The sequence below is a fragment of the Pseudomonas sp. Pseusp10 genome, from assembly GCF_059492225.1.
In genome coordinates this window covers 2,198,355-2,222,890 of sequence record NZ_CP168528.1, presented here as the reverse complement: position 1 = coordinate 2,222,890, position 24,536 = coordinate 2,198,355, and the positions used below count along the sequence as shown (strand labels likewise).

Here is a 24,536-nt window from a genome sequence, read left to right as displayed (position 1 = left end):
CGACCATGTCTGCTGACCTGCCTGTAACAACGAAAGCACGTGGCTACTTCGACAGTTTCAACAAAAGTGCCGAAACCGAGTTCATGCCGGAAACCGCCGGCGCCTCGTTGCAGGACTCACCACGCTGGTCGCGAATCACCGTATGGCTGGCGGCTGCGCTGGTGGTCAGCGCACTGGTCTGGGCCAAATTCGCCGTGTTGCAGGAAGTGACCATGGGCGAAGGCAAGGCGATTCCCTCGAGCAAAGTCCAGGTGATCCAGAACCTGGAGGGTGGCATCGTCACTGAAATTTTCGTCCGCGAAGGGCAAATGGTGAACAAGGGCGACACCTTGCTGCGCCTGGATGACACCCGCTACCTGTCGAACAAGGGCGAAAGCGAAGCCGATCGCTATGCCTTGACCGCACAGGTCGAACGGCTTTCGGCCGAGGCTGAAGGCCGGCCGTTCAAGCTATCAGAAGAAGTGATCGCCAAAGCCCCGCAAGTGGCCGAAGACGAGCGCTCGCTGTACGAGCAGCGGCAACGTCGACTCGCGAGCGAGCAGCGCACACTGACCGAGCAACTTCGGCAAAAAACCCAGGAGTTGGCAGAGTTCCGCTCGAAACAGGGACAGTTCAGCTCCAGCCTGGCGCTGCTGCAACAAGAGATGAACATGTCCACCCCGCTGGTGGGCACCGGTGCCGTGTCACCGGTGGAAATCCTGCGGCTCAAACGCAGCGCCGTGGAGATTCGCGGCTCGCTGAACGCCACCACCCTGGCCATTCCCCGGGCCGAATCGGCGATCAACGAGATCAAAAGCAAGATTGATGAGTCGGAACAGACCTTCCGCTCGGAAGCCGCCAAAGAGCTGAATGAGAAACGCACCGACCTGTCGAAAATCACGGCATCGAGCATCGCCATCGACGACCGTGTGACCCGTACCACGGTGGTATCGCCGGTTCACGGCATCATCAAGGTGTTGAAGGTCAATACCATCGGCGGCGTGGTCCAGCCCGGCAACGACATGGTGGAAATCGTGCCACTGGAAGACAACCTGCTGATCGAAGCCAAGGTCCGCCCGCAGGATGTTGCATTCCTGCATCCGGGCCAGAAAGCCATGGTCAAGTTCAGTGCCTACGACTACACGATCTACGGCGGCCTGAGCGCCAAGCTGGAACTGATCGGCGCCGACACCATCACCGACGACAAGGGCAACAGTTTTTATCTGATTCAGGTGCGCACTGACAAAAACCATCTGGGCGGGGATGTGAAACCGCTGCTGATTATCCCGGGGATGGTGGCGACGGTGGACATCATTACCGGGGAGAAAACGGTGCTGGATTATTTGCTTAAACCGGTGTTGAAAGCGCGGACCGAGGCGATGCGGGAGCGGTAGTCTTTTTCAGAAGTTGTGGTGATTGAACCGGCCCCATCGCGGGCAAGCCCGCTCCCACAGTGTCCGTTGTGTACACAAAATCTGCGCACGCCACTGAACCTGTGGGAGCGGGCTTGCCCGCGAAGAGGCCGGCACATACAACGATCACCTGTCGGCATGATTACGCTGGTAAACCTCCTCCCCCATCGCTGCAATCTGCCCCTCGATCAACGCTTCAAACGGCTTTAACAACGGTGCAAACGACGTCGGTGCCTCAAGGGTTTCAAGCGCCTGCACAATCGCCTCCACTGTCGACAACGCTCCCGGTCCCGGTGCCTTGCGCAGCCGATAACGGGACACACCGCCTTCGGCCAGCATCACCCTCGGCAACGCCGCCAGCAGCGGATTGAGGTGCAGCATCTTGCGCGCCTTGCGCCAGGTGCCGTCCGGGACGACCAGCAACAACGGTTCGTCTGTCGCGGCATAAGCCTGCATCGGCTGCGCATCGTCTCCGGGGAACAACAAGCGCGCCTGATATCCAGGCTGATTGAGCAATGCCGGCAGATCCTCAAACACTTCCCCCACGATCAACTCGGCATTGTTCAAGCCCAACGCCGCCAACCGCGCCGTATTCAGCGCATGGTTCACTTCGCTCGGATGCTGCAACAGCAACACCCGGGTGCGGCTGTCGAGGTTCGGGATCAACGGGCACAGGCAGTGGGTTTGCGGGCGCAGGCAGCGCGGGCATTGGATTCTGGACATCTTCTCAGGCCTGATTCAGTTGGGCTTTAAGCAAGTCGCGGAACGTCTGGATCAGCGGCTCGCGGCTGCGGCCTCGACGCACGATCATCGAGAACGGCGCCTGATAACCGAAGGTTGCCGGCAGCAACACCCGCAAGTCGCCCTTGTCGGCCCAGGCCTGGGCGTAGTGCTCCGGTAAATAGCCGATGTAGGCGCCGGACAGCACCAGAATCAACTGGGCTTCCATACTTTCCACGGTCGCGGCGCTGTGCTTGAAGCCATGACGCGCCAGTTCAGCCTGACTCCAGTAGCCACGACCGACCATGCGCTGCTGGGTGATGACTTGCTCGGGAATGCGCCGTTCATTGAACAGCGGATGGCGCGTGCTGCAATACAACCAGTGTTGTTCACGGTACAGCGGCATATACACCAGGCCGCTCATGCGCGTGGAAAACGCACCGATAGCCAGGTCGAGACGGTTGTCCTGCACACCGAGTTGCAATTCGTAAGGGCTCATCACCGACAGGTGCAAGTGCACGGCCGGGTGTTCCTGGCTGTAGGCGCCGATGGCTTCGGCGAACGGCAGGGCCTTGTCGCTGACGGTGGAGTCGATCACCCCAAGGTTCAAGGTACCGCGCAACTCGCCCTTGAGCGCGGCGGCGTACTGCTCGAAGCCTTCGAGTTCGCCCAACAGGCGCAGGGTTTCCTGATGGAACAGTTCGCCCTTGCTGGTCAGGCTGAAACCACCACGGCCGCGATGGCAGAGCACCAGGCCGAGGGCCGCTTCGAGCTGACTCATGTAGGTACTGATGGCCGACGTCGAGAGGTTGAGCTCCTGCTGAGCGTTGGCAAACCCCTGATGCCGCACCACGCTGACGAAGATGCGCAATAGTTTCAGGTCGGGTAAAGCGTTGGCCATGGAAATGCTCCGATCTCGGGGTAACGCACACCGCTGAAGGTAATGAAGATCATTGTGGGAGCGAGCTTGCTCGCGATAGCGGTGGGTCAGTCAATATTGATGTTGATGACCCACCGCTATCGCGAGCAAGCTCGCTCCCACAGGTACTGTACAACTCATCACTTTAAAGGATGAGGCAACAAGTCTATCGCCGTCCTCGTCATTAGTTTAGAAAAATCTGAACTAAGTATTTGCCCGTAGCGATTCTTCCCGGCCACTACATTTCGCAGAATCGGCCCACAACGGTGCCCGTACCTTCCGTGAACGGCGCAACCCAATAAATAAAACAACGACGATGAGGCCCTACCCGTGGACAAGATTCTTCACCAACCACTGGGCGGCAACGAAATGCCGCGCTTCGGCGGCATCGCCACCATGATGCGACTCCCCCACTTGAGTACCGCTGCCGGCCTGGATGCTGCCTTCGTAGGCGTGCCACTGGACATCGGTACCTCGCTGCGCCCTGGCACCCGCTTCGGGCCTCGCGAAATCCGCGCTGAATCGGTAATGATCCGCCCGTACAACATGGCGACCGGCGCTGCGCCGTTCGACTCGCTGTCGGTTGCCGACATCGGCGACATCGCGATCAACACCTTCAACCTGCTGGATGCCGTGCGGATCATCGAAGAGTCCTACGACAATATCCTCGAACACGATGTGATCCCGCTGACCCTGGGCGGCGACCACACCATCACCCTGCCGATCCTGCGTGCCATCCACAAAAAGCACGGCAAGGTCGGTCTGGTGCACATCGACGCTCACGCTGACGTGAACGATCACATGTTCGGCGAGAAAATCGCCCATGGCACCACCTTCCGTCGTGCTGTCGAAGAAGGCCTGCTGGACCCGGACCGCGTTGTGCAGATTGGCCTGCGCGCCCAGGGCTACACCGCTGACGACTTCAACTGGAGCCGCAACCAGGGCTTCCGTGTGGTTCAGGCCGAAGAGTGCTGGCACAAATCGCTGGAGCCTCTGATGGCTGAAGTCCGCGAGAAAGTCGGCAACGGTCCGGTCTACCTGAGTTTCGACATCGACGGCATCGATCCGGCCTGGGCACCGGGTACCGGCACCCCGGAAATTGGTGGTCTGACGACCATTCAGGCGATCGAGATCGTTCGCGGTTGCCAGGGCCTCGACCTGGTCGGTTGCGATCTGGTAGAAGTCTCGCCCGCATACGACACCACCGGCAACACCTCGCTGCTGGCCGCCAACCTGCTGTACGAAATGCTCTGCGTACTGCCTGGCGTAGTCCACCGCTGAGGATGGTTCATGAACGAACGCGATCAGGTTTTGAAAGCCGCCGCCGATCTGGTGTCCGCTTTTGCCCGTAACGATCGCGAAGCCTACTTCGGCGCGTTCAGCGCCGATGCCAGCTTCGTCTTCTATACCCTCGAACAGCCCCTGCTGTCGCGCGACGCCTACCAGGCGATGTGGGACAGCTGGCGCTCAGAGGATGGCTTCGAGGTGCTCTCGTGCACCTCAAGCAACGCTTACGTCAGCCTGCAGGGTGATGTGGCGATTTTCATCCATGACGTAGCCACCGAGCTGCGCATGCAAGGGGAGCAGCACTTTAGCCAGGAGCGCGAGACGATTGTTTTCAAGAAACAAGCGTCTGGCCAAGAACAACAAGGCCTATGGCTGGCCTGCCACGAACATTTGTCCGCGATGCCGGAAGGGCTGCCACCCCCTTAGCCAACACAGGTGACGCTCACGCACGATGAGCGCGCCTTTATGATCGGAGCAGATCATGAATAACAACAACAAAGACCAAAGCCTTACGCAAATTGAAACCCACGGGGTCGAACAGATCCCGGACAACGAACGCACCGCAGGCCCGACGGACTTGTTCCGGATGATCTTCGGTGGTTCCAACACCTTTGCTACCGCCGTCCTCGGCAGTTTCCCGGTACTGTTCGGCCTGTCTTTCCAGGCAGGCGTCTGGGCGATTGTGCTGGGCGTATTGCTGGGATCGCTGATCCTCGCGCCAATGGGCCTGTTCGGCCCGATCAACGGCACCAACAATGCCGTGTCTTCCGGTGCGCACTTCGGCGTGCACGGGCGGATCGTCGGTTCGTTCCTGTCGCTGTTGACCGCCATCGCCTTTTTCTCGCTCTCGGTATGGAGTTCGGGTGATGCGCTGATCGGTGGCGCCAAACGCCTGATCGGCCTGCCGGAAACCGACCTGACCCTGGGCCTGGCCTACGGTCTGTTCGCGATTCTGGTACTGACCGTGTGCATCTATGGCTTCCGCTTCCTGCTGTGGGTCAACAAGATCGCGGTGTGGAGTGCCAGTCTGCTGTTCCTGCTGGGCATCTTCGCCTTCGCCGGTCCTTTCGATGCGAACTACGCCGGCACCGTGAACATGGGGCAACCGGGCTTCTGGGCGGCTTTCATCGGCGCGGCGCTGGTGGCCATGAGTAACCCGATTTCCTTCGGTGCGTTCCTCGGCGACTGGTCGCGCTACATTCCGCGTGACACCTCCAAGCGCCGCATCATGGCGGCGGTGGTGATTTCGCAGATCGCGACCTTCATCCCGTTCCTGTTCGGCCTGGCCACCGCCACCATCGTAGCGATCAAGGCACCGGACTACATCGCGGCCAACAACTATGTCGGCGGCCTGCTGGCGGTATCGCCGAGCTGGTTCTTCCTGCCGGTGTGCCTGATCGCAGTGATTGGTGGCATGTCCACCGGCACCACCTCGCTCTATGGCACCGGGCTGGACATGTCCAGCGTGTTCCCACGCGTACTGTCGCGGGTCAAGGCCACGCTGCTGATCGGTGTGATGTCGATTGCCTTCATCTTCATAGGGCGCTTCGCGGCCAACCTGGTACAGAGCGTGTCGACCTTCGCCGTACTGATCATCACCTGCACCACCCCCTGGATGGTGATCATGATCATCGGCCTGCTGGTGCGTCGCGGCTTCTACTGCCCGGATGACCTGCAAGTGTTCACCCGCGGTGAAAAAGGCGGCCGCTACTGGTTCACCCACGGCTGGAACTGGCGTGGCCTGGGTGCCTGGATCCCGAGCGCGGCCGTCGGCCTTTGCTTCGTGAACCTGCCGGGGCAGTTTGTCGGTCCACTGGGCGAAATGGCCGGTGGTATCGACATCAGCCTGCCGGTGACCCTGGGCCTGGCCTCGCTGGTATACCTGGCGCTGCTGAGCCTGTTCCCGGAACCGCGTGAAGTGTTCGGCCCGAACGATTCACGCAGCAAGAGCACGGATTCGCTCGCTAAACCGGCGATGCGAGAAGTCGCCTGATGTAGCACAAGATCTGTGGGAGCGGGCTTGCTCGCGAAGACGGCGGCACATTCAACACTGATGTGACTGACAGACCGCTTTCGCGAGCAAGCCCGCTCCCACAGAGAGCTGCGCCACAGAAATATTTTTGTTCCACATAAAAAAGACAATCGGAGACACGCCGTCATGGCTTTGGATTTATTCGTCGTACTCATCTACGCCGCCGCGATGCTGATACTCGGCTACTACGGCATGCGCAAGGCCAAGACCAACGAAGACTTTTTGGTCGCCGGTCGTAACCTCGGCCCTAGCCTGTACATGGGCACCATGGCTGCCACCGTTCTGGGCGGCGCGTCCACCGTGGGCACCGTACGTCTGGGCTACGTGCATGGCATCTCCGGTTTCTGGCTCTGCGCCGCACTGGGTTGCGGGATCGTGGCGCTGAACCTGTTTCTCGCCAAGCCGCTGTTGAAACTGAAGATCTACACCGTTACCCAGGTGCTGGAAAAACGCTACAACCCGATGGCCCGCTCCGCGAGCGCGGTGATCATGCTGGCGTACGCGCTGATGATCGGCGTGACCTCGATCCTGGCAATCGGCACCGTTCTGCAAGTGCTGTTCGGCCTGCCGTTCTGGATCTCGGTACTGCTCGGCGGCGGCGTCGTGGTGATCTACTCGGCCATTGGCGGCATGTGGTCGCTGACCCTGACCGACATCGTCCAGTTCGTGATCAAGACCGTAGGCCTGATGTTCATCCTGTTGCCAATCTGCCTGTACCGCGTTGGTGGCTGGGATGAGCTGGTGATGAAACTGCCGGCGGCAAGCTTCAGCTTCACCACCATAGGTTGGGACACCATCATCACCTACTTCATGATCTACTTCTTCGGCATCCTGATCGGTCAGGACATCTGGCAACGGGTGTTCACCGTCAAGACCGCCAAAGTGGCTCAGGTTGCCGGTACCGCTGCCGGTATCTACTGCATCCTCTACGGTCTGGCCTGTGCCCTGATCGGCATGGCTGCACACGTACTGATCCCGGATCTGGACAACGTCAACAACGCCTTCGCCGCCATCGTGAAACTGTCCCTGCCGGACGGTATCCGTGGCCTGGTCATCGCTGCCGCACTGGCCGCCATGATGTCCACCGCCAGCGCTGGCCTGCTGGCCGCTGCCACCACCCTGACCGAAGACTTGCTGCCGAAACTGCGTGGCGGTAAACAGTCGAGCCTGGCGATCAACCGTCTGTTCACCCTGTTGACCGGCTGTGTGGTTCTGGCCATTGCCCTGATCGTGAACGACGTGATCAGCGCCCTGACCCTGGCCTACAACCTGTTGGTGGGCGGCATGCTGATCCCGCTGATGGGCGCCATCTTCTGGAAACGCGCCACCACCGCCGGCGCCATCGCCAGCATGGGCATGGGCTTCGCCACCGCGCTGCTGTTCATGTTCAAGGATGGTCTGGACGCCAACACCCCGATCTACTACAGCCTCGGCGTTGGCCTGGTGAGCTTCGTGCTGGTCAGCCTGCTGTCCCCTCGCCCGGTGACTGTGGCCAGCGCTGCCTAAGCTATACATAACGACTTGATGCTTTCTTCGACGGGTGTGGCGTCGGTTGCCACACCCGTTTTTTTTCGTCTGGAGAAAACGTTTTATGAAGATTGTTTCTCGCGACCAGTGGTTCGAAGTCAAACAACTCAGTGACGGCATCCGTCTGATTCACGAGCCGTACATCCGGCCTTTCTACCGCTGCAATCTCTGGCACATCCAGGGTCGTGACAAAGACCTGCTGCTGGACAGCGGCTCGGGCCTGGTCAGTCTGCGCGAGCAACTGCCGTGGATCACCGAGCGGCCGCTGGTGGCCGTGGCCAGCCACTGCCATTTCGATCACATCGCCGGTCATCACGAATTCGCTGAACGGCTGGTGCATCCGGCCGAGGCGGACATTCTCGCCGCGCCGGATGGCGACAACGACCTGAGCAAAGCCTTTGTCGGCGACGACATGTTCGAGGCGCACCCCGACTGCCCGCTGTGCTACGCCGAATACCGGGTCAAGGCCGCGCCGGCCACGGGATTTATCGAAGATGGGGATGTGCTGGACCTGGGCAACCGCGTGTTGCAGGTCGTGCATACACCGGGACATTCGCCGGGTGGCATCTGCCTGTACGAAGCCGCCACCGAGACCCTGTTCAGCGGCGACATCATCTACGACGGACCGCTGATCGAAGACGCCTACCACTCCAACCTCGATGACTACGCCCGTAGCCTGCAACGCCTGCACGCGTTGTCGATCCGCACGGTGCATGGCGGGCATTTCGGCAGTTTTTCCGGAGAGCATTTGCGCAGCATGATTGACGAATGGCAGCGTTCACACGGCTAAAGCCTGCTGTACTCAACGGCAGGAACTGCATCGGCAGGAAGAATTACAACTACCTCCTAGAAGAACGTTCATGAAAGAAGCTGCCGTTCGTGCTGTCGTGCATCGCTTTATCAGCCGCCTGCTGGAAGGTCGGGATGACTTCGACGACAACACCAGCCTGGCGCAGTTGGGACTGGATAAAGAAGATATCGAAGAGCTGATCTTCCATCTGGAAGATGAGCTGGGTGTAACGGCGTTTTCCGTTGAGGAAGACCGGATGCTCAAGACCGCCAGGACGGCAAATGATTTGAGTCGGTTTTTGCTGGAGATTGGGCGGTACTAACGCTGGTGATCAAACGTACACGAAGCGACAAGGGAGCTTGCTCCCTCGCCACGGGAAAACCTTTCACCTGACAGGTGTTATCTGCAATTACCGGCGACGCTGCTGACGTCGGCGCTGTTCGTCGTCTGTACGAACAGGCACGGGTTGCAGCGGCGGTTCGATCAGACCGAGAGCCACGCCCAGGTCATGCAGCCAGTTTTGAATTTTCTCTTTCATGGTGCCCCCTTCAGGGTAGTGCCGAGCGGCCGAAATTCTGTAGCCCCTTCGCACAGATAATAGTCCGAAGTCCTACGCAATGCTCGCGCAAAGTCGCAATGATCTGTTACTGAATCCATCACAATCAGCCTGCGTTCAGGCAATTTCCTGCGCCTGCACCGGTGCCGGCGGAAAAACCACCTGTTGTTGCTCGATCCAGGCATTCAGGTTGGCCCCGACCATGCCCTTGCGCCACATCAGCCAGGTGGTAGCACTGGCGAACGGTTCGGCCAACGGATGCACGGCCACACTCTCACGGCCCGGCAGACTGGCGAGCATCGACTCCGACATCAGCGCCACACCGGAACCGGCAATCACACACGCCAGCATGCCCGGATAGGACTCGATCTCCATCGCCCGGCCCATCGCCGCATGGTCATGGGCGAACCAGGCTTCCAGGCGCATGCGGTAGGAGCAGCCCTGGCGAAAGGTAAACACCGCGCGGCCTTCCACATCCAGCGCGCTGCGCACGGGCGGATGATCGGCCTCGCTGATCAGCACCAGGCGCTCGTCGCACAAGGGCACGCCGTCGAGCCCGGCCAGTTCCATGGGGCCATCCACCAGCGCCGCATCGAGTCGGCCGGTGAGCAGGCCCTCGAGCAATTCACCACTGGGTCCGGACTGTACTTGCAGGTTCACGGCCGGATACAGGCGGTGGTAGCGCGCCAATAGCCCCGGAAGGTGAATAGCGGCCGTGCTGTACATGGTGCCGAGCACGAAGTCGCCCGCCGGTTGCCCGCCCTGCACGGCTGCGCTGGCTTCGTCGCGCAAGGCAAACAGCCTGGCGGTGTAGTCCAGCAGGACTTTTCCCGCAGGTGACAACTGCAAGCGCTGACGCTCACGCAGGAACAGTTCGACACCCAGTTGCTCTTCCAGCTGCTTGAGCCGGGTCGACAGGTTCGACGGCACTCGATGCAGCCGTTCGGCGGCCCGGGTTATGGACCCTTCCTCCGCCACCGCCTGGAAGATGCGCAATTGGCTGAACTCCACGACATTCTCCAAAAAAGAACAAGTTACTCACTATTATTCATTTTTAAAGAAAGTCAATCAGTCCTAGCCTGACGGTCATTGATCCTCTAAACGGAATCCAGACCATGTCTCCCCTGATTCGCCTATCCGCCAGTTTCGTTGCCCTGATGATGGCCATGGGCATCGGCCGGTTTGCCCTGACACCGCAACTGCCGCACCTGCTCAGCGAAGGTCAGATCGACCTGACCGCCGCCGGGCTGATCGCCGCCGCCAACTACCTCGGTTATTTCATTGGCGCGGTGGACGCCATGTTTTCCCGGCGTCCCGCGCAAGTGCGCCGGCGCTTGCTCGGCGGTTTGTGGCTGTGCGTACTGCTGACCCTGGCTTCGTTCTGGGCCAATGGTTTCTGGTCGCACCTGCTGCTGCGCTTCGGCACCGGCGTGGCCAGCGCCTGGGTGCTGGTGATGATCACCGCCCTGAGCCAGCCGCTCGCGGCAGCGGCCGGGCGTCCAAGGCTCGGTGCCCTGGTCTTCGCCGGACCGGGTTTGGGGATTTTTCTGACCGGTTTGTTGGCACTGGGCTCGAATCTGCTGGGCCAGACATCCGCTACCTTGTGGCTGGTATACGCCGCTGTAGCGCTGGCGATGTTGCTGGGGATTGTGCCGTTCCTGCCACAACCGGACGCGAACACGACCGCAGCACCCAGCGCCAGCGCGTCGCACTCCCGAGGCATCGGTCGCCTGGGCTTGATCTATGCCTTGTACGGATTGGGCTACATCATTCCGGCGACCTTTTTGTCGCAAATGGCCAACGCGCAATTCCATGACCAATGGCAGGCCGACCTGTTCTGGCCGTGCTTTGGCCTGGCGGCGGCAACCGGTGTAGTGCTGGTGAGTCTGCGACAGCAAAAACCCGGCGCCACGCGTCACTGGCTGATGGCGACATTATGGCTGCAAGCCGCTGGCGTGTTCGCCTGCCTGCTGGGCAACGGGCCAGGTCTGGCATTGGGCGTGATCCTGTGCGGTACGCCGTTCCTGGCCTGCATGCAGCTGGTGATGCAACGCTCCCGGGAACTGGCGCCCCACGCCACCCAGCGCAATGCTGGCCTGCTGACTGCATGCTTTGCCGTGGGCCAGCTCAGCGGGCCATTGCTGGCGGCGCTGAGCAGTCATTTCAGTGGTGGTTTGCAGCCGGCACTGGTGGTCGCCGGCTGCGGCCTGCTGATCGCCGGCAGCCTGTTGCTCGCGCCGCTCAGTGCTGCCCGAGGGCTTTGCGCAAACGACGGCGCAACCACTGCTCAGCGCTGACAAAAGTGATGCCCGCCAATACCAGTACTGCACCGATGATGAAGTTCAGGCTCAGTTTCTCGCCCAGCAGCACCACACCGAACGTGACGCCGAACAACGGCGTCATGAACGAAAACACCGCGAGGTTCGCCGCCAGGTAACGGCGTAACAGCCAGAACCAGACCAGGTAACTGAAGAACGACACGACGATGCCCTGAAACAGCACACTGGTGACCGCCACGTTGGTCAGGCTGACATGAGTGATCTGGCCACTGAGCAGCGCGATCAACAACAGACCGAAGAAACCGACAATCAACTGATAGAACAGCGTCAGAGTCACCGGCGCTTCCGACAGGCGCGAGGCGCGTACCACTACGGTGGTCGCGCCCCAGGCGGCACCCGCCAGCACCCCTAAGGCATCGCCCATCAACATGCGATAGTCCAGATTGTCCCAGGACACGCCCCCGGCAAACGCGATGGCAATCCCGATGAAGGCCAGGATAATCCCCAGCCATTGCAACGGCCGCAAACGCTCACTCGGCAGCAACCAGTGCACACCCAATGCGGTGAAGATCGGCGCGGTGTAGAGGAACACCGACATGTGCGCCGCCGTGGTCAGTTGCAGGCCTTCGGAAATGAAGAAGAACTCCAGGCCGAACAAGGCACCGGCCAACAAGCCGCCCCGCCACGTCGAACCCACCTGGTTCCAGCCACCCTTCCAGCAGATCAGCAGACCGACCAGCAAAGCCGACATGCCGGAACGTCCAGCCGCCTGCATCACCGGCGCGATATCGGCCGCCGCCCACTTGATCATCACCTGCTGAACACCCCAGACCAGGCACAGCCCGACCATCACTTGCAGGGCAAACCCGTCGGTGCTGCGCCGGGTGGCGCTCACCGGAACACCTCGATTACACAATTCATGGCAGAGACTCGACAGTCAAAACAAAGCCCCGACCTACTGGTTGAACAGAAAGACCGGGGCGAAAAAGGATGCTGTCGATTATTAACCAGATGGCCAGAAAATGCCGCCTGTCAGAGACCTTTACTTCTCTGGTGGCGCCATCCTGGCCCTCTGTATTGTCAGGCAATCAACTGAGTTCGATACGGTCGGCATGAATGACAATCTGGCCATTCTTGTACAATGTACCGATGGCCTTCTTGAAGTTGCCTTTGCTGACACCGAACAGGCTGCTGATCAACGCCGGATCGCTCTTGTCGCTGACCGCCAGGGTGCCGTTGTTTTCGCGCAACTTGGCGAGGATCTTCGAGTTCAGGCTGGTGGCCGCTTCCTGACCGACCGGTTGCAGGCTCAGGCTGATCTTGCCGTCGGCGCGAACTTCCTTGATGAATCCCTTTTCCTCTTTACCGGCGCGCATGAACTTGAAGATTTCGTTCTTGTGGATCAGACCCCAATGCTTGTTGTTGATGATGGCCTTGAAGCCCATGTCCGTGGCTTCGGCCACCAGCAGGTCCACTTCCTGGCCCGCGGTGTAGTTGGCCGGGGTCTTGTCCAGGTAGCGGTCCAGGCGTGCGGTCGCGGTGATGCGACGGGTGTGCTTGTCGAGGTAGACGTGCACCACCACATACTCACCCGCCGTCATCTGACGCTTCTCTTCGGAGAACGGCAGTAACAGGTCTTTCGGCAAACCCCAGTCCAGGAATACGCCGATGCTGTTGACTTCAGCAACTTTCAAACTGGCGAATTCACCGACTTGAACTTTCGGCTTTTCAGTAGTTGCGATGAGTTTGTCATCGCTGTCCAGATAAATAAAAACGTTGAGCCAGTCTTCATCTTCGCTAGGAATATCTTTTGGAATATAACGATTAGGCAGAAGGATTTCGCCATCCGCGCCACCGTCCAGATATAAACCGAAGTTAGTGTGTTTAACCACTTGCAAACTGTTGTAACGCCCGACTAAAGCCATGTCCAATACCCTCATTGCGTGGGCGACATTCTACCCGGTTTTAAGCACCGCGTTCGGCCCCCGGCCCGGTGGCACGAGAAAATCCTCTGAAGGCCTCAATTTTCCTGGGTTTGCATCGCACGCCTGGCCGCTCGTCAGACCGATCCGGGCATTTACGCCACGCTCAGGCAAGCGTAACGCTGTATTTCACCAGGCAATGTTCTTAGTTAAAACAGCGGCTTAGACGTCTATTTCGAATAGTGGCCGATGACTGATTACCCCGACCTCACGAGTATTGCGAGGGGATATTTGCCAAGCAATTATCAGGTGTTTCCTGTACGATGCCTGGCCAAGTTAATTTTCTACAGGTTAATGGCCGCCATGCGTGTAAAAGCATCCACCAGCAAAGCAAAGCCAGCTCCAGCCGTCGAAACCAGCGAATCGATCAACAGCCAGATCGCAGCGTTCCTCAAGTCCGGCGGTGAAATCCAGCAAATTGCCAAAGGCGTCAGTGGCCAGACGTTCGGCCCGTCCAAGCAGATCACCCTGGGCAAAAAGTAATCCCCTCGCGTCACCTGGTCCCAAAGCGCTTTGAGCTTCGAAGCGCTTGGACTGGAACCCTCGCTTCTCCCCCTGCGCCACTCCATCAGATCCTGTGAAAATCATCGACCTCGACTTGAACTACAGTGATTTCAGCCTGCGCGATGGGCTGGTTACCCTCAAGGCCGAAAGCGCATTCTATTGATCGGCTGAACTGCCGGGCTCATCCTGGGTTCACATGAGAATCAGACCCGAAGGCTGGCTTTCGCAAGGATTCGCCCATGTCCCGCTGGTTTAAACTTTTCGCCGTTGTGCTGACTGTCGCCCTCGCCCTCGGCGCGTGCAGCCGCGTGGGCCTGGCCTACCGCAATCTCGATGTGATCATCCCGTGGACGCTCAGCGACTACCTGGACATGAACGGCGAGCAAAAAAACTGGCTGAACGAACGCCTGAAGGAACACCTGAGCTGGCACTGCACCACCCAGTTGCCCGGCTACCTCGACTGGCTGGACCGCCTGCAAACCATGATCGCGACCGACCAGGTCACCGATGCCGCATTGCAGGCCCGCTCCCACGAAGCCGAACAAGCGATCGCCGAGATCGCGCGGGAAATCACCCCCTCGGCCATCGAGTTGTTGCAAGGGCTGGATGACAAGCAAGTCGCCGAGATGAACGATGCCTTTGCCAAGGACCAGCGCAAATACGAGGAAAAATACCTCAAGCCCTCCCTCGACCGGCAGATCAAAGAGCGCGGCGAGCGCATGGAGAAACGTCTGAACGACTGGCTCGGGCCACTGAGCGCCACCCAGCGACAGCGGGTAACCACATGGTCCAGCGCCTTGGGCGAGCAGAACACCCAGTGGATCGCCAACCGTGTCCATTGGCAGAAGCAATTCAGCGCGGCCGTTGCGCAGCGCCAGAGTCCACAATTCCCACAACGAATCGAGACACTTCTGGTCAACCGTGAGAGTTTGTGGACACCCGCCTATCGCCAGGCCTTTGCCAACACCGAAGCTCAGGCACGTTCGCTGTTCGTGGATCTGATGGCTGAAAGCACACCGAACCAGCGCGAACGATTACTGAAGAAGATCGAGGGTGTGAGGAAGGACTTCAGCGACTTGAAGTGCTTGAAAGCGGCGAAGCAAAGTTAAGCCCGGCACAATTCCAATTTGGGAAATTCTATGGTTGAGGAAATGCCCTCAACCTGCTTTGGGTTGGTATTCGCACTGCCCCTTCAGCCGGGCATTTGCTGACGACCGACCGGCGGTATGTCGAATTCCACGCAAGCCAAACGACTAGGCTGTGTAAGTCACCTCCCCGCCCCTCGCAGGAGAACACAGCATGAACATTCAGAATCATCCCGTCGTGTCGCGGGAAGAATGGCTCGCCGCACGCAAACAGCACCTTGCCCACGAGAAAGCCTTCACCAAGGAAAGAGACAAACTCAGCGCCGAACGCCGCGCCCTGCCCTGGGTGAAAATCGACAAGGACTACCGCTTCCAGGGGCCAAGCGGCGAACTGAAACTGGCCGACCTGTTTGGCGGCCGCAGTCAGTTAGTCATCTACCACTTCATGTTCGCCGAGGGCTGGGACGAGGGCTGCCCCGGTTGCTCGTACCTCAGCGATCACATCGACGGCGCCAACCAGCACCTGGCCCACCATGACGTGGCCGTGGTAGCGGTTTCCCACGCACCCTTCGCTGAATTCCAGGCGTTCAAGCGGCGCATGGGCTGGAAGTTCGACTGGGTGTCGTCAGCAGGATCTGATTTCAACTACGACTTTGGCGTCTGTGCCCGGGCCGAAGACGTCGCTGCCGGAAAGGCTACGTACAACTACGAAAAAACCGACGGTTCCGAGGAAGAACTCCCCGGCCTCAGCGTGTTTTATCGCAATGACGCCGGGGAAATTTTCCATACCTACTCCACCTATGCCCGGGGCCTGGACATGCTGGTCGGCGCTTACAACTATCTCGACCTGACACCCAAGGGCCGCAACGAGGAGGAGATCATGGAATGGGTGCGGCATCACGACAAATATGAGGAACAGGAGAGGTCGAGCTGCTGCCATGGTGGTTAGCACCAGACACTGAGGCGCGGCCTTCGTCGGATCGCCGCCCGGAGCAAGCCACGCTCCCACACACGAAATATGTGTTCACACCTGACACCTGTGGGAGCGGGCTTGCCCGCGAAGAGGCCCGACCATTCAACACAAAATCCCCAGATAAGTAACAAGGCCCGGACAATGAACGTCACCCTCAAAACCCTGCCCCCCGCCCGTGTCGCCTACCTGCGCTACACCGGCCCCTACGGCCCGGAAATCGGCACCTTCTGGCGCGAAACCGTCGCCCCGTGGATGATCGAAAACAACCTGCTCAACCGCGTGCGCTACGGCATCGGCCACGACGACCCGAGCACCACGCCAGCGCAATACTGCCGCTACGACGCCTGCGTCGAAGTGCCTGCCGACTTCGAACCCAAATACCCGTTCGCCGTCACCCACCTGCCAGGAGGCCGCTACGCTGTTGGCCACTTCAAAGGTCCAGCCAGCGCCATTCCGGCGGCCTGGGGCGAAATGTGCACACAGTGGATGCCGCAAAGCGGCCTGACCTACGATCAGCGTCCGGGTTTCGAACGTTATCCCGTGGAGGCAGCCTTCGATGAGAAAACCGGTGTGATGGAAATAGAGATGTGTATTGCCATAAAGGACTGACCGTGACGGGCGCCGCTGATGGCCCAGGAAGTCGCAAAACTGACCGAGCAGAACCCGACCAAGGCCAAAGAGATCAACGACGAGTTGCAAAAAATGGACCTGGGCACTGCCGCGAAAGACTTGCCGGACAAATGCCAGTTGATCGATCAACGCTTGAAGGAGCCAGGCTCGGCGGAGAAAAAAACCGAAAGTTGAACGCAAAAATCCCGGTCACTGACCGGGATTTGAAGTACCAGGACTGTCAGCCCTCTTGGGCTGCGCGTTCAATAGCCTTGAGCAACTCCCGATTGTCCCCGCCCAAAGCCAAGGTTGCCTTCGCGGCGGCTTCGAGCAACAACCCGCATGCCGTCGCAACTTTTTCCTGAATGAATCGTTCAGCCGGGCCGGACAGGGTCAATGCACCGGTCAACTCATGCGCTGCGTTGAACACCGGCACCGAAACCGCTGCGGTCTCGGCATCGCGCTCGCCAAAGGACGTGGCCCAGAATTGCTCGCGGACAATACCAAGCATCGGGTCCGATGTGCCGGCAAAAGCCCGCAAGACTTTCCCCGATGCGCCGACATTCAGTGAAAATCGCGCTCCCTCATGCAGGGCGACACGCACCGCGCGTTTTGGCTCAACGCGAAACAGCACCACGCGACTGTCGTTTTCCCGCACATAAAACGAAGAGGTTTCACCGCTCGCTTCTGAAAGGGATTCGAGCAACGGATAGATCACGTCCCGCAAGCGGAACGAAGTCTGATAGATCTGCGCCAACCGCAATGGCTCAGGTCCGACAGCGTATTGGCCATCGCCCAGACGCCGGATAAAGCCGGCGCGCTCCAAAGAACTCATCAAGCGCAGGATGGTGCTTTTATACAGCCCCGTACGCCGGGCTATTTCCGCCAGTGGCAGGCTGTTGCTACTGACATCGAACGCCGCGAGGATCGCAAACGCGCGATCCACGGCCGCTACGCCACCTTCGGCAGCAGGCGTGGAAGATTCGTCTTCCGATGGAGATTGTTTGCTCATGTTCGCTCGTGACAAAACTTCAGGACGGCGCCAGCTCCGGGCTGCGCAGAGGCTACCTTAACCGTTGCTCGAAGCGGCAGCCACCCTGAGTGAGTTCAAGCCTGAGACTTGATGACGCCCGAACCGTGCAGTGCCGCGACATCGGCAGTGGTGTAACCCAGTTCAGCCAACAACTCATCACTGTGGCTACCCAATTCCGGTACGTTCAAACGCGTACCGAAACGTTGGCCATCCATCTCGAATGGCAACATCGGCACCTTGACCGCTCGACCATCGGACAACATCACCTCAGCCATACCACCGGACTCGTTCAGGTGCTTATCGTCGAACAGATCCTGCGGACGCTGAATGGGTGAAAACGGCAGGCCGGCCTTTTCGCACAGTGCCATCACCTGTTCCTTGGTCATGCGCGCAAGGCACTCACGCACTTGCGGCAGGATGAATTCACGCGCAGCCACGCGCTGGTTGTTGGCAGCCAATTGCGGATCGCTGCCGAACGCATCGAAGCCGAACACTTCACAGAAGCTTTTCCACTGACTGTCGCTGACCACCCCGAGGAACACCTGTTCCTCACCAGCACAGCTGAACACGTCATAGATGGCCCACGCCGAAACCCGGCTAGGCATCGGTGCCGCGGGCGTGCCGGTCACCACGTTTTGCATCATGTGCTGAGCCACCAGGAATGCCGAGTTTTCGAACAGACCGGTCTGTACGAACTGGCCCTGGGCATTCTGATTGCGCTGGAGCAGCGCCGCGAGAATCGAAATCGCGCTGAACATTCCGCCCATGACATCGTTGACCGAAGCCCCGGCGCGCAGCGGCTGGCCGACCGGGCCGGTCATGTAAGCAAGGCCTGTCATCATCTGCACAACTTCGTCGAGGGCCGTACGATGTTCGTAGGGGCCTGGCAGGAACCCTTTCATTGAGCTGTAAATAATGTCCGGTTTGATCGCCTTGACGTCGGCATAACCAAGGCCGAGTTTGTCCATCGTGCCGGGACGGAAGTTCTCGGTGACCACATCGGCGGTTGCAATCAATTTCTTCACCGCCGCAATGCCTTCAGCAGTTTTCAGGTCGACGGCGAAGCTTTTTTTGTTGCGGTTGTAGGTGGTCCAGTAGCCCGCACCGGAGCCCATCAAGCGCCGTGTATTGTCCCCTTGCGGGGTCGGCTCGACCTTGATCACCTCTGCGCCCAGATCAGCCAACACCAGACCGCAGGTCGGCCCCATAACCATGTGCACGAACTCGATGACCCGAATACCGGCCAGCGGCAAAGGTTTTTGTTGTTGGCTGAGGTTCATGTTCATACCGCCTTCTTTGCATAATGAAAATTCTTGCCTACACCCGCCTCCGGAATGAAGCCGTACAGAGGCTCGCCCGGCAGGCCCTGGCGGAGCCATTCGCGCGCCTCCAACAGCCGATCTATGTCGATACCGGTGCGCAGCCCCATGGATTCGAGCAGGTAAACCAGGTCCTCGGTGACGATGTTGCCCGACGCGCCGGGAGCGTAGGGGCAACCGCCAATCCCGCCTTGCGAGGCATCGATGGTGGTCACGCCCACGTCCAGCGCCGCCAGCACATTGGCCAGGCCCTGGCCACGGGTGTTGTGGAAATGCGCACTGCCGGCAACGCCCGGCAACTCCTGACGCAAGCGGGTGAACAACCGCCGCACCTGCGTCGGGTTGGCGTAGCCGACGGTATCGGCAAGCCCCACTTCATTGACACCCAGTTCGGCCATGATCGTGGCCATGCGCAACGTGTCGTCATCCGGCACTTCGCCCTGAATCGTGCAACCGAATACGGTCGATAATCCGGCCTCGATTTCGATGTGCGGGTATTGCTCGTTACGCAAGGCAACCACGGCGCGCACTTCCTCATAGACCTCGGCGTGGGTCTTGCGGATGTTGGCCAGGGAATGAGGTTCGCTTACCGAAATCGGCATCGTGATTTTCAGCACACCGGCCTTGAACGCCGCTTCGGCGCCCTTGAAATTGGGCACCAACGCCGTCACAAACAGGTTGGGCAAGGTCCGCGCATGGGCCACCAACTGCGCTGCGTCGGCCATCTGCGGCAGCAGTTTTGGTGACACAAAAGAGCCCACTTCAATCTCCCGCAACCCGGCGGTCGCCAGGGCGGTAATCCATTTCAGTTTCAGTTCAGTCGGCATGGTAGCGGCGACGCTTTGCAGCCCGTCGCGTGGCGCGACTTCGCTGACCAAAATATCGATTTCATTCGAATCACCCATCACCACCTCTCCTGAAACGCTACGGGAGCCCCTGTTTTCGGGCGCTTCGGCATGCGTTCTATCTGACAGAATTTAGTTCTATTTTTAGTATCTGCTCCGTTTCGGCGCCTTGTCAACGAGTGGACAAAAACTTGACAGCACAAAAAATTGATCGGAAAGTTGTTCCATCAAAAGGAATGATGTTCTATCTAACAGAACGATAAAAGCGACAAGCACTTGCTTAGCCCACCGTGACACACGGACAAAACCTATAAAAACGAGGGAACCCATGCTGACCCTACTCAGCTATTCGATGATCACCTGCTTCATGTACCTGGTCATGAGCAAACGCCTGTCACCGCTGGCGGCGCTGCTGTTGGTGCCGGTCGCGTTTGCCTGTCTGGCCGGGTACACCACCAGCCTTGGGCCGATGATGTTCGACGGCCTGAAGATGCTTGCCCCGACCGGGGTGATGCTGACCTTCGCGATCCTGTACTTTTGCATGATGACCGATGCCGGACTGTTCAATCCGCTGGTCAAACTGATCCTCAAAGCCGTGAAAGGCGACCCGCAAAAAATTGTGCTTGGCACAGCCATTCTCGGCATCTGCGTCGGCCTGGACGGTGATGGCGCCACGACTTACATCATCACTTGTGCGGCCTTGCTGCCGCTGTACCGCCGCACTGGTGTGCGCCTGCAAGTGATGGCTACCGTGTTGCTGCTGGCCATTGGCGTAATGAACATCCTGCCGTGGGCCGGTCCGTTTTCCCGGGCGGCGAGCGCCATGCACGTCGATATCACCGAACTTTTCGTGGCAATGCTGCCACTGATGGCGTTCGGGTTGGCCTGGGTCATTTTCGTCGCGTTGTACCTGGGTCGCCTGGAACGACGCCGATTGGGCGTGGTGCAACTCGATGACAATGAAGGCCTGGAACACTTCACTGAATTGCGTCTGAACGACTGGCGTTTCCTGTTCAATGCAGTGCTGACCATCGCCTTGATTGCAATGATGATGCTTGCCGTGATGCCGCCTGCGGTGTTGTTCATGCTCGCTTTCGGCATCGGCCTGGTGGTGAACTTCCCGAACCTGAAAGAGCAGAAAGCGGTAATCGCCCGCCACGCCGACAACGTGATGGCGGTGACGTTACTGATCTTCGCTGCGGGCATTTTCGTCGGCATCATGGGGGGTACCGGGATGACCAAAGCCATTTCCGAAAGCCTGATCCACGTCATTCCGCAATGGGCCGGCAGTTCGATGTCGATCATCACCGCCTTCATCAGCATGCCGTTCACCTACGTACTGACCAACGACGCGTTTTACTTCGGCGTGCTGCCGATACTGGCCGAAACCGCCAGTCATTACGGGATCAGCGGCAAGGAAATGGCCATTGCAGGACTCATCGGCCAGCCAGTGCATTTACTCAGTCCGCTGGTGGCGTCCACGTATTTGCTGTGCGGGTTGCTGGATCTGGATTACGGCGACAACCAGCGCATGACCTTAAAGTGGACCATCGGGACAGTGATGGTGATGCTTTTGGCAGCGTTGGCGCTGGGGTCTATTTCGGTGATTCGATAGATGTGCAGGAGCCGGCTTGCTGGCGATGGCCACGATGCGGGGTGAGTGACGGATCGCATCGCTGGCAAGCCAGCTCCTACAGGGCTACATAACGATTGATGGGCGTAAAAAAACCGGACATGGGTCCGGTTTTTTTATGCGCGCGACATTTTACTCAGCCGCTGGCGCTTCCGGCTTGCGGCGCTTGAGCGGCGCCATGCCGTCCTTGCTGACCAGGGAGTCGCTCTTCGGCCGGTTGGCGCTCTTGCGCTTGGTCGGGGTCTTGGCGGCAGTTTTTTTCTTGTCGCCCTTGGCGTCGGTCTTTTTCTTCTTCACGCCGACGGCCTTACCCGAGGCCTTGACCTTTTTCGGTCCGCCGTAGGTGCCTTTGACTTCCTTGATGGTACGGCGCTCGAAGCTCTGCTTGAGGTAGCGCTCGATGCTCGACATCAGGTTCCAGTCGCCGTGGCAGATCAGCGAGATGGCCAGGCCATCGTTGCCGGCGCGGCCGGTACGACCAATGCGGTGCACATATTCGTCGCCACTGCGCGGCATGTCGAAGTTGATCACCAGGTCCAGGCCGTCCACGTCCAGACCGCGAGCGGCGACGTCAGTGGCCACGAGGATTTTTACGCCGCCCTGCTTCAGGCGGTCGATCGCCAGTTTGCGATCCTTCTGGTCTTTCTCGCCGTGCAGCACGAACGCTTTGTATTCCTGCGCCACCAGGCGGCCGTAGATACGGTCGGCCATGGCCCGGGTGTTGGTGAAGACGATGGCTTTCTGGTAGGTCTCGTTGGCCAGCAACCAGTTGACGATCTGTTCTTTGTGCTGGTTGTGGTCAGCGGTAATGATTTGCTGGCGGGTGGTATCGTTCAGCTGGCTGACCGCGTTGAGCTGCAAGTGCTCAGGGTTGTTCAGGACCTTGGCGATCATCTCGCGCAGGCCGGAACCACCGGTGGTGGCGGAGAACAGCATGGTCTGCTGACGGTTGGTGCACTCGTCCACCAGACGCTGAACGTCCTCGGCAAAGCCCATGTCGAGCATGCGGTCGGCTTCGTCGAGTACCAGGACTTCGACTTCCTTGAGATCGAGGTTGCCGGCGTTCAGTTGCTCGATCATCCGGCCCGGTGTACCGATCAGGATGTCCGGCACCTTGCGCAGCATGGCGGCCTGGACCTTGAAGTCTTCGCCGCCGGTGATCAGGCCGGACTTGATGAAGGTGAACTGCGAGAAGCGTTCAACTTCCTTCAGGGTCTGCTGGGCCAGTTCGCGGGTCGGCAGCAGGATCAGGGTCTTGATGCTGACGCGGATTTTCGCCGGGCCGATCAGACGGTTGAGGATGGGCAATACGAATGCAGCGGTTTTGCCGCTACCGGTTTGCGCCGTCACCCGCAGGTCACGCCCCTGGAGCGCCAGCGGAATGGCCGCGGCTTGCACAGGCGTTGGCTCGACAAATTTCAGCTCGGCCACGGCTTTGAGCAGGCGTTCGTGCAGGGCGAATTGGGAAAACACGGGTGCTACCTCGAAGAAATGCAAAAAAACAGCTGCATAGGGTAACGGTTTCGAGCGCTCAGGCCGAGTTTCTTTATACAAATGGCGGTAAACAGTTGGTTTTTTGTTGCCTGATTTTTCCTCAAACGTAATACAACGCGTCTTAAATGCTCTAATCGCCTCTCGCGCCCTACAGAAGAATCGTTTTTGACCATGGATATCAAACAGCTCTGGATCAACGTCCTGGACCTTTGGGGGGCCCTCGACCAGCACCCGCTCGTGCATTCCAGCCTGGCGCTGCTGCTATTGCTGGCCATTGCGCTGTTCCTCGGACGGGTGGCGCGCTACCTCATTCTGCACGCGGCCAAAATGCTCGGCCGCCAGCCGGCCTTGCACTGGGTCAATGATTTCCTGCAGAACAAGGTGTTCCATCGCCTGGCGCAGATCACGCCTTCGCTGGTGATCCAGTTCGGTCTCAATCTGGTGCCGGACCTGAGCAAGACCAGTCTGGGTTTCCTCGGCAACGTCGCGCTGTCCTTCACCTTCCTGTTTCTGCTGCTGGCAGTCAGCGCTCTGCTCAATGCCCTGCTGGACATCTACGCCCGCACCGAGCACGCCCGCACCCGCTCGATCAAAGGCTATGTGCAACTGGCGAAAATGGTGTTGTACGTGTTTGGTGCGATCATCATCGTCGCGACCTTGATCGACCGCTCGCCGCTGTTGCTGCTGTCGGGTCTGGGTGCCATGTCGGCGGTAATTCTGTTGGTCTACAAGGACACGCTGCTGTCGTTCGTCGCCAGCGTGCAGTTGACCAGCAACGACATGCTGCGGGTCGGCGACTGGATCGAAATGCCCCAGGTGGGCGCCGACGGCGATGTGGTGGACATCACCTTGCACACGGTCAAGGTGCAGAACTTCGACAAGACCATCGTCTCGATTCCAACCTGGCGCCTGATGTCCGAGTCGTTCAAGAACTGGCGCGGCATGCAGGCTTCCGGTGGCCGCCGGATCAAGCGCAGCCTGTTCATCGACGCCAGCGGCGTACGCTTCATCCGTGATGATGAGGAGCTCAAACTGTCCCAGGTACATTTACTGACCGATTACATGAGCCGCAAGAAAGCCGAGCTCAAGGCGTGGAACGAAGCCCAGGGTAACGTCGCGGCGATGTCGGCTAATCGTCGGCGGATGACCAATATCGGGACGTTTCGGGCCTATGCTTTGGCGTACTTGAAAAGTCACGCAGAAATCCAGCCGAGCATGACCTGCATGGTCCGCCAGATGCAGACCACGGCCCAGGGCATTCCGCTGGAAATCTACTGTTTTACCCGCACCACGGCCTGGGCCGACTACGAGCGGATCCAGGGGGATATTTTCGACTACCTGCTGGCGGTGTTGCCGGAGTTCGGGTTGAGCCTTTATCAGCAGCCGAGCGGAACGGATTTAAGAGCCGGGTTGTTGCCGGCGGTGTTGGGCGCCAGCCACATTCCCGAGGCCGAAAAACACCTGATGTAACACCACAAAACCTGTGGGAGCGAGCTTGCTCGCGATAGCTATTTCACAGCCGACATCTTTGCCGACTGTCATGCCGTCATCGCGAGCA

General features: G+C 59.3%; 24 protein-coding genes and 1 pseudogene. 15 read left to right on the top strand and 10 right to left on the bottom strand.

Translation table 11 applies throughout. The features are described 5' to 3' along the window. Positions 1–5: 5 nt before the first annotated feature. Complete coding sequence (locus ACEN8Z_RS09980; protein WP_008004045.1) at positions 6–1,373, top strand: HlyD family type I secretion periplasmic adaptor subunit; 1,368 nt, start codon at positions 6–8, stop codon at positions 1,371–1,373. A 144-nt stretch (positions 1,374–1,517) separates the two neighbouring features. On the opposite strand, the gene ACEN8Z_RS09975 is transcribed toward ACEN8Z_RS09980, so the two are convergent. Beyond that, entirely contained in the window at positions 1,518–2,114 is a 597-nt protein-coding gene (locus ACEN8Z_RS09975; protein ID WP_495597518.1) for a tRNA-uridine aminocarboxypropyltransferase, read from the bottom strand. Positions 2,115–2,118: 4 nt separating this feature from the next. After that, positions 2,119–3,012: a LysR family transcriptional regulator gene (locus ACEN8Z_RS09970; RefSeq protein ID WP_007972518.1), complete on the bottom strand. Its 894-nt coding sequence runs from the start codon at positions 3,010–3,012 to the stop codon at positions 2,119–2,121. Positions 3,013–3,360: 348 nt separating this feature from the next. Here ACEN8Z_RS09970 and speB point away from each other — a divergent pair, with 348 nt between their 5' ends. From speB to ACEN8Z_RS09940, 6 genes are all read left to right on the top strand, one after another. Next, entirely contained in the window at positions 3,361–4,311 is a 951-nt protein-coding gene (speB, locus tag ACEN8Z_RS09965) for an agmatinase (RefSeq protein ID WP_442096806.1), read from the top strand. A gap of 9 nt (positions 4,312–4,320) precedes the next feature. Further along, positions 4,321–4,743, top strand: a complete 423-nt coding sequence (locus tag ACEN8Z_RS09960; RefSeq protein ID WP_008004048.1) for a YybH family protein — start codon at positions 4,321–4,323, stop codon at positions 4,741–4,743. 55 nt (positions 4,744–4,798) lie between these two features. Next, on the top strand, positions 4,799–6,310 hold the full coding sequence (locus ACEN8Z_RS09955; protein ID WP_116263201.1) for a purine-cytosine permease family protein: 1,512 nt from the start codon (positions 4,799–4,801) through the stop codon (positions 6,308–6,310). Between the two features lie 165 nt (positions 6,311–6,475). Beyond that, positions 6,476–7,855, top strand: a complete 1,380-nt coding sequence (locus ACEN8Z_RS09950) for a sodium:solute symporter family protein (protein WP_495597517.1) — start codon at positions 6,476–6,478, stop codon at positions 7,853–7,855. A gap of 85 nt (positions 7,856–7,940) precedes the next feature. Next, on the top strand, positions 7,941–8,666 hold the full coding sequence (locus ACEN8Z_RS09945) for an MBL fold metallo-hydrolase (RefSeq protein ID WP_495597516.1): 726 nt from the start codon (positions 7,941–7,943) through the stop codon (positions 8,664–8,666). Positions 8,667–8,736: 70 nt separating this feature from the next. Beyond that, positions 8,737–8,988 (top strand): phosphopantetheine-containing protein, encoded by a 252-nt coding sequence (locus ACEN8Z_RS09940; RefSeq protein ID WP_008004054.1) that lies wholly within the window; start codon positions 8,737–8,739, stop codon positions 8,986–8,988. An 87-nt stretch (positions 8,989–9,075) separates the two neighbouring features. On the opposite strand, the gene ACEN8Z_RS09935 is transcribed toward ACEN8Z_RS09940, so the two are convergent. Both ACEN8Z_RS09935 and ptrR read right to left on the bottom strand, forming a co-directional pair. Further along, positions 9,076–9,204 (bottom strand): PA1414 family protein, encoded by a 129-nt coding sequence (locus ACEN8Z_RS09935; protein ID WP_007972508.1) that lies wholly within the window; start codon positions 9,202–9,204, stop codon positions 9,076–9,078. 135 nt (positions 9,205–9,339) lie between these two features. Further along, positions 9,340–10,233 (bottom strand): putrescine utilization regulator PtrR, encoded by an 894-nt coding sequence (ptrR, locus tag ACEN8Z_RS09930; protein ID WP_108227714.1) that lies wholly within the window; start codon positions 10,231–10,233, stop codon positions 9,340–9,342. Positions 10,234–10,337: 104 nt separating this feature from the next. Here ptrR and ACEN8Z_RS09925 point away from each other — a divergent pair, with 104 nt between their 5' ends. Then, a complete protein-coding gene (locus ACEN8Z_RS09925; protein ID WP_495597515.1) occupies positions 10,338–11,519 on the top strand; it encodes an MFS transporter in 1,182 nt (393 codons plus the stop codon). Here the strand turns inward: ACEN8Z_RS09925 and ACEN8Z_RS09920 are convergent. Together ACEN8Z_RS09920 and ACEN8Z_RS09915 are read right to left on the bottom strand one after the other, a co-directional pair. Continuing rightward, positions 11,464–12,396: a DMT family transporter gene (locus ACEN8Z_RS09920; protein ID WP_495597514.1), complete on the bottom strand. Its 933-nt coding sequence runs from the start codon at positions 12,394–12,396 to the stop codon at positions 11,464–11,466. The two genes, ACEN8Z_RS09925 and ACEN8Z_RS09920, sit on opposite strands and share 56 nt — an antisense overlap. 193 nt (positions 12,397–12,589) lie before the next feature. Next, the gene (locus tag ACEN8Z_RS09915) at positions 12,590–13,426 is read right to left on the bottom strand and encodes a CvfB family protein (RefSeq protein WP_495597513.1); all 837 of its coding nucleotides are present in this window, start codon (positions 13,424–13,426) and stop codon (positions 12,590–12,592) included. 351 nt (positions 13,427–13,777) lie between these two features. On the opposite strand from ACEN8Z_RS09915, the gene ACEN8Z_RS09910 reads away from it, so the two are divergent. The 5 genes and pseudogenes from ACEN8Z_RS09910 to ACEN8Z_RS09890 form a co-directional block, all read left to right on the top strand. Further along, positions 13,778–13,966 carry a PFL_1563 family small protein gene (locus ACEN8Z_RS09910; protein ID WP_015096330.1) on the top strand — a complete coding sequence of 63 codons (189 nt, stop codon included), beginning with the start codon at positions 13,778–13,780 and terminating at the stop codon, positions 13,964–13,966. A gap of 260 nt (positions 13,967–14,226) precedes the next feature. Next, positions 14,227–15,096, top strand: a complete 870-nt coding sequence (locus ACEN8Z_RS09905; protein ID WP_442096801.1) for a DUF6279 family lipoprotein — start codon at positions 14,227–14,229, stop codon at positions 15,094–15,096. A 190-nt stretch (positions 15,097–15,286) separates the two neighbouring features. After that, on the top strand, positions 15,287–16,021 hold the full coding sequence (locus tag ACEN8Z_RS09900) for a DUF899 domain-containing protein (protein ID WP_495597512.1): 735 nt from the start codon (positions 15,287–15,289) through the stop codon (positions 16,019–16,021). Positions 16,022–16,186: 165 nt separating this feature from the next. Next, complete coding sequence (locus ACEN8Z_RS09895) at positions 16,187–16,654, top strand: AraC family transcriptional regulator (RefSeq protein ID WP_495597511.1); 468 nt, start codon at positions 16,187–16,189, stop codon at positions 16,652–16,654. Positions 16,655–16,672: 18 nt separating this feature from the next. Then, positions 16,673–16,849 (top strand): annotated as a pseudogene (locus ACEN8Z_RS09890) (hypothetical protein); the annotation flags it as partial. A gap of 46 nt (positions 16,850–16,895) precedes the next feature. Here ACEN8Z_RS09890 and ACEN8Z_RS09885 read toward each other — a convergent pair. The 3 genes from ACEN8Z_RS09885 to ACEN8Z_RS09875 form a co-directional block, all read right to left on the bottom strand. Next, positions 16,896–17,666, bottom strand: a complete 771-nt coding sequence (locus tag ACEN8Z_RS09885; RefSeq protein ID WP_495597510.1) for an IclR family transcriptional regulator — start codon at positions 17,664–17,666, stop codon at positions 16,896–16,898. Positions 17,667–17,761: 95 nt separating this feature from the next. Beyond that, positions 17,762–18,973 (bottom strand): CaiB/BaiF CoA transferase family protein, encoded by a 1,212-nt coding sequence (locus ACEN8Z_RS09880; protein WP_495597509.1) that lies wholly within the window; start codon positions 18,971–18,973, stop codon positions 17,762–17,764. Further along, complete coding sequence (locus tag ACEN8Z_RS09875) at positions 18,970–19,911, bottom strand: hydroxymethylglutaryl-CoA lyase (RefSeq protein ID WP_007997236.1); 942 nt, start codon at positions 19,909–19,911, stop codon at positions 18,970–18,972. Before ACEN8Z_RS09875 ends, ACEN8Z_RS09880 begins: the two co-directional genes overlap by 4 nt. Positions 19,912–20,179: 268 nt before the next feature. Between ACEN8Z_RS09875 and ACEN8Z_RS09870 the strand changes: the two genes are divergently transcribed. Beyond that, complete coding sequence (locus ACEN8Z_RS09870; protein WP_495597508.1) at positions 20,180–21,466, top strand: CitMHS family transporter; 1,287 nt, start codon at positions 20,180–20,182, stop codon at positions 21,464–21,466. A gap of 150 nt (positions 21,467–21,616) precedes the next feature. On the opposite strand, the gene ACEN8Z_RS09865 is transcribed toward ACEN8Z_RS09870, so the two are convergent. Continuing rightward, positions 21,617–22,957 (bottom strand): DEAD/DEAH box helicase, encoded by a 1,341-nt coding sequence (locus ACEN8Z_RS09865; RefSeq protein WP_007972492.1) that lies wholly within the window; start codon positions 22,955–22,957, stop codon positions 21,617–21,619. 192 nt (positions 22,958–23,149) lie between these two features. Here ACEN8Z_RS09865 and ACEN8Z_RS09860 point away from each other — a divergent pair, with 192 nt between their 5' ends. Then, positions 23,150–24,448, top strand: a complete 1,299-nt coding sequence (locus tag ACEN8Z_RS09860; RefSeq protein ID WP_495597507.1) for a mechanosensitive ion channel family protein — start codon at positions 23,150–23,152, stop codon at positions 24,446–24,448. The last annotated feature ends 88 nt before the right edge of the window (positions 24,449–24,536 follow it).

Coding starts and splice junctions, on each gene's coding strand:
- ACEN8Z_RS09980 (WP_008004045.1), top strand. CDS start 6: ATGTCTGCTGACCTGCCTGTAACAACGAAAGCACGTGGCTACTTCGAC.
- ACEN8Z_RS09975 (WP_495597518.1), bottom strand. CDS start 2,114: ATGTCCAGAATCCAATGCCCGCGCTGCCTGCGCCCGCAAACCCACTGC.
- ACEN8Z_RS09970 (WP_007972518.1), bottom strand. CDS start 3,012: ATGGCCAACGCTTTACCCGACCTGAAACTATTGCGCATCTTCGTCAGC.
- ACEN8Z_RS09960 (WP_008004048.1), top strand. CDS start 4,321: ATGAACGAACGCGATCAGGTTTTGAAAGCCGCCGCCGATCTGGTGTCC.
- ACEN8Z_RS09955 (WP_116263201.1), top strand. CDS start 4,799: ATGAATAACAACAACAAAGACCAAAGCCTTACGCAAATTGAAACCCAC.
- ACEN8Z_RS09950 (WP_495597517.1), top strand. CDS start 6,476: ATGGCTTTGGATTTATTCGTCGTACTCATCTACGCCGCCGCGATGCTG.
- ACEN8Z_RS09945 (WP_495597516.1), top strand. CDS start 7,941: ATGAAGATTGTTTCTCGCGACCAGTGGTTCGAAGTCAAACAACTCAGT.
- ACEN8Z_RS09940 (WP_008004054.1), top strand. CDS start 8,737: ATGAAAGAAGCTGCCGTTCGTGCTGTCGTGCATCGCTTTATCAGCCGC.
- ACEN8Z_RS09935 (WP_007972508.1), bottom strand. CDS start 9,204: ATGAAAGAGAAAATTCAAAACTGGCTGCATGACCTGGGCGTGGCTCTC.
- ACEN8Z_RS09925 (WP_495597515.1), top strand. CDS start 10,338: ATGTCTCCCCTGATTCGCCTATCCGCCAGTTTCGTTGCCCTGATGATG.
- ACEN8Z_RS09915 (WP_495597513.1), bottom strand. CDS start 13,426: ATGGCTTTAGTCGGGCGTTACAACAGTTTGCAAGTGGTTAAACACACT.
- ACEN8Z_RS09910 (WP_015096330.1), top strand. CDS start 13,778: ATGGCCGCCATGCGTGTAAAAGCATCCACCAGCAAAGCAAAGCCAGCT.
- ACEN8Z_RS09905 (WP_442096801.1), top strand. CDS start 14,227: ATGTCCCGCTGGTTTAAACTTTTCGCCGTTGTGCTGACTGTCGCCCTC.
- ACEN8Z_RS09900 (WP_495597512.1), top strand. CDS start 15,287: ATGAACATTCAGAATCATCCCGTCGTGTCGCGGGAAGAATGGCTCGCC.
- ACEN8Z_RS09895 (WP_495597511.1), top strand. CDS start 16,187: ATGAACGTCACCCTCAAAACCCTGCCCCCCGCCCGTGTCGCCTACCTG.
- ACEN8Z_RS09885 (WP_495597510.1), bottom strand. CDS start 17,666: ATGAGCAAACAATCTCCATCGGAAGACGAATCTTCCACGCCTGCTGCC.
- ACEN8Z_RS09880 (WP_495597509.1), bottom strand. CDS start 18,973: ATGAACATGAACCTCAGCCAACAACAAAAACCTTTGCCGCTGGCCGGT.
- ACEN8Z_RS09875 (WP_007997236.1), bottom strand. CDS start 19,911: ATGGGTGATTCGAATGAAATCGATATTTTGGTCAGCGAAGTCGCGCCA.
- ACEN8Z_RS09870 (WP_495597508.1), top strand. CDS start 20,180: ATGCTGACCCTACTCAGCTATTCGATGATCACCTGCTTCATGTACCTG.
- ACEN8Z_RS09860 (WP_495597507.1), top strand. CDS start 23,150: ATGGATATCAAACAGCTCTGGATCAACGTCCTGGACCTTTGGGGGGCC.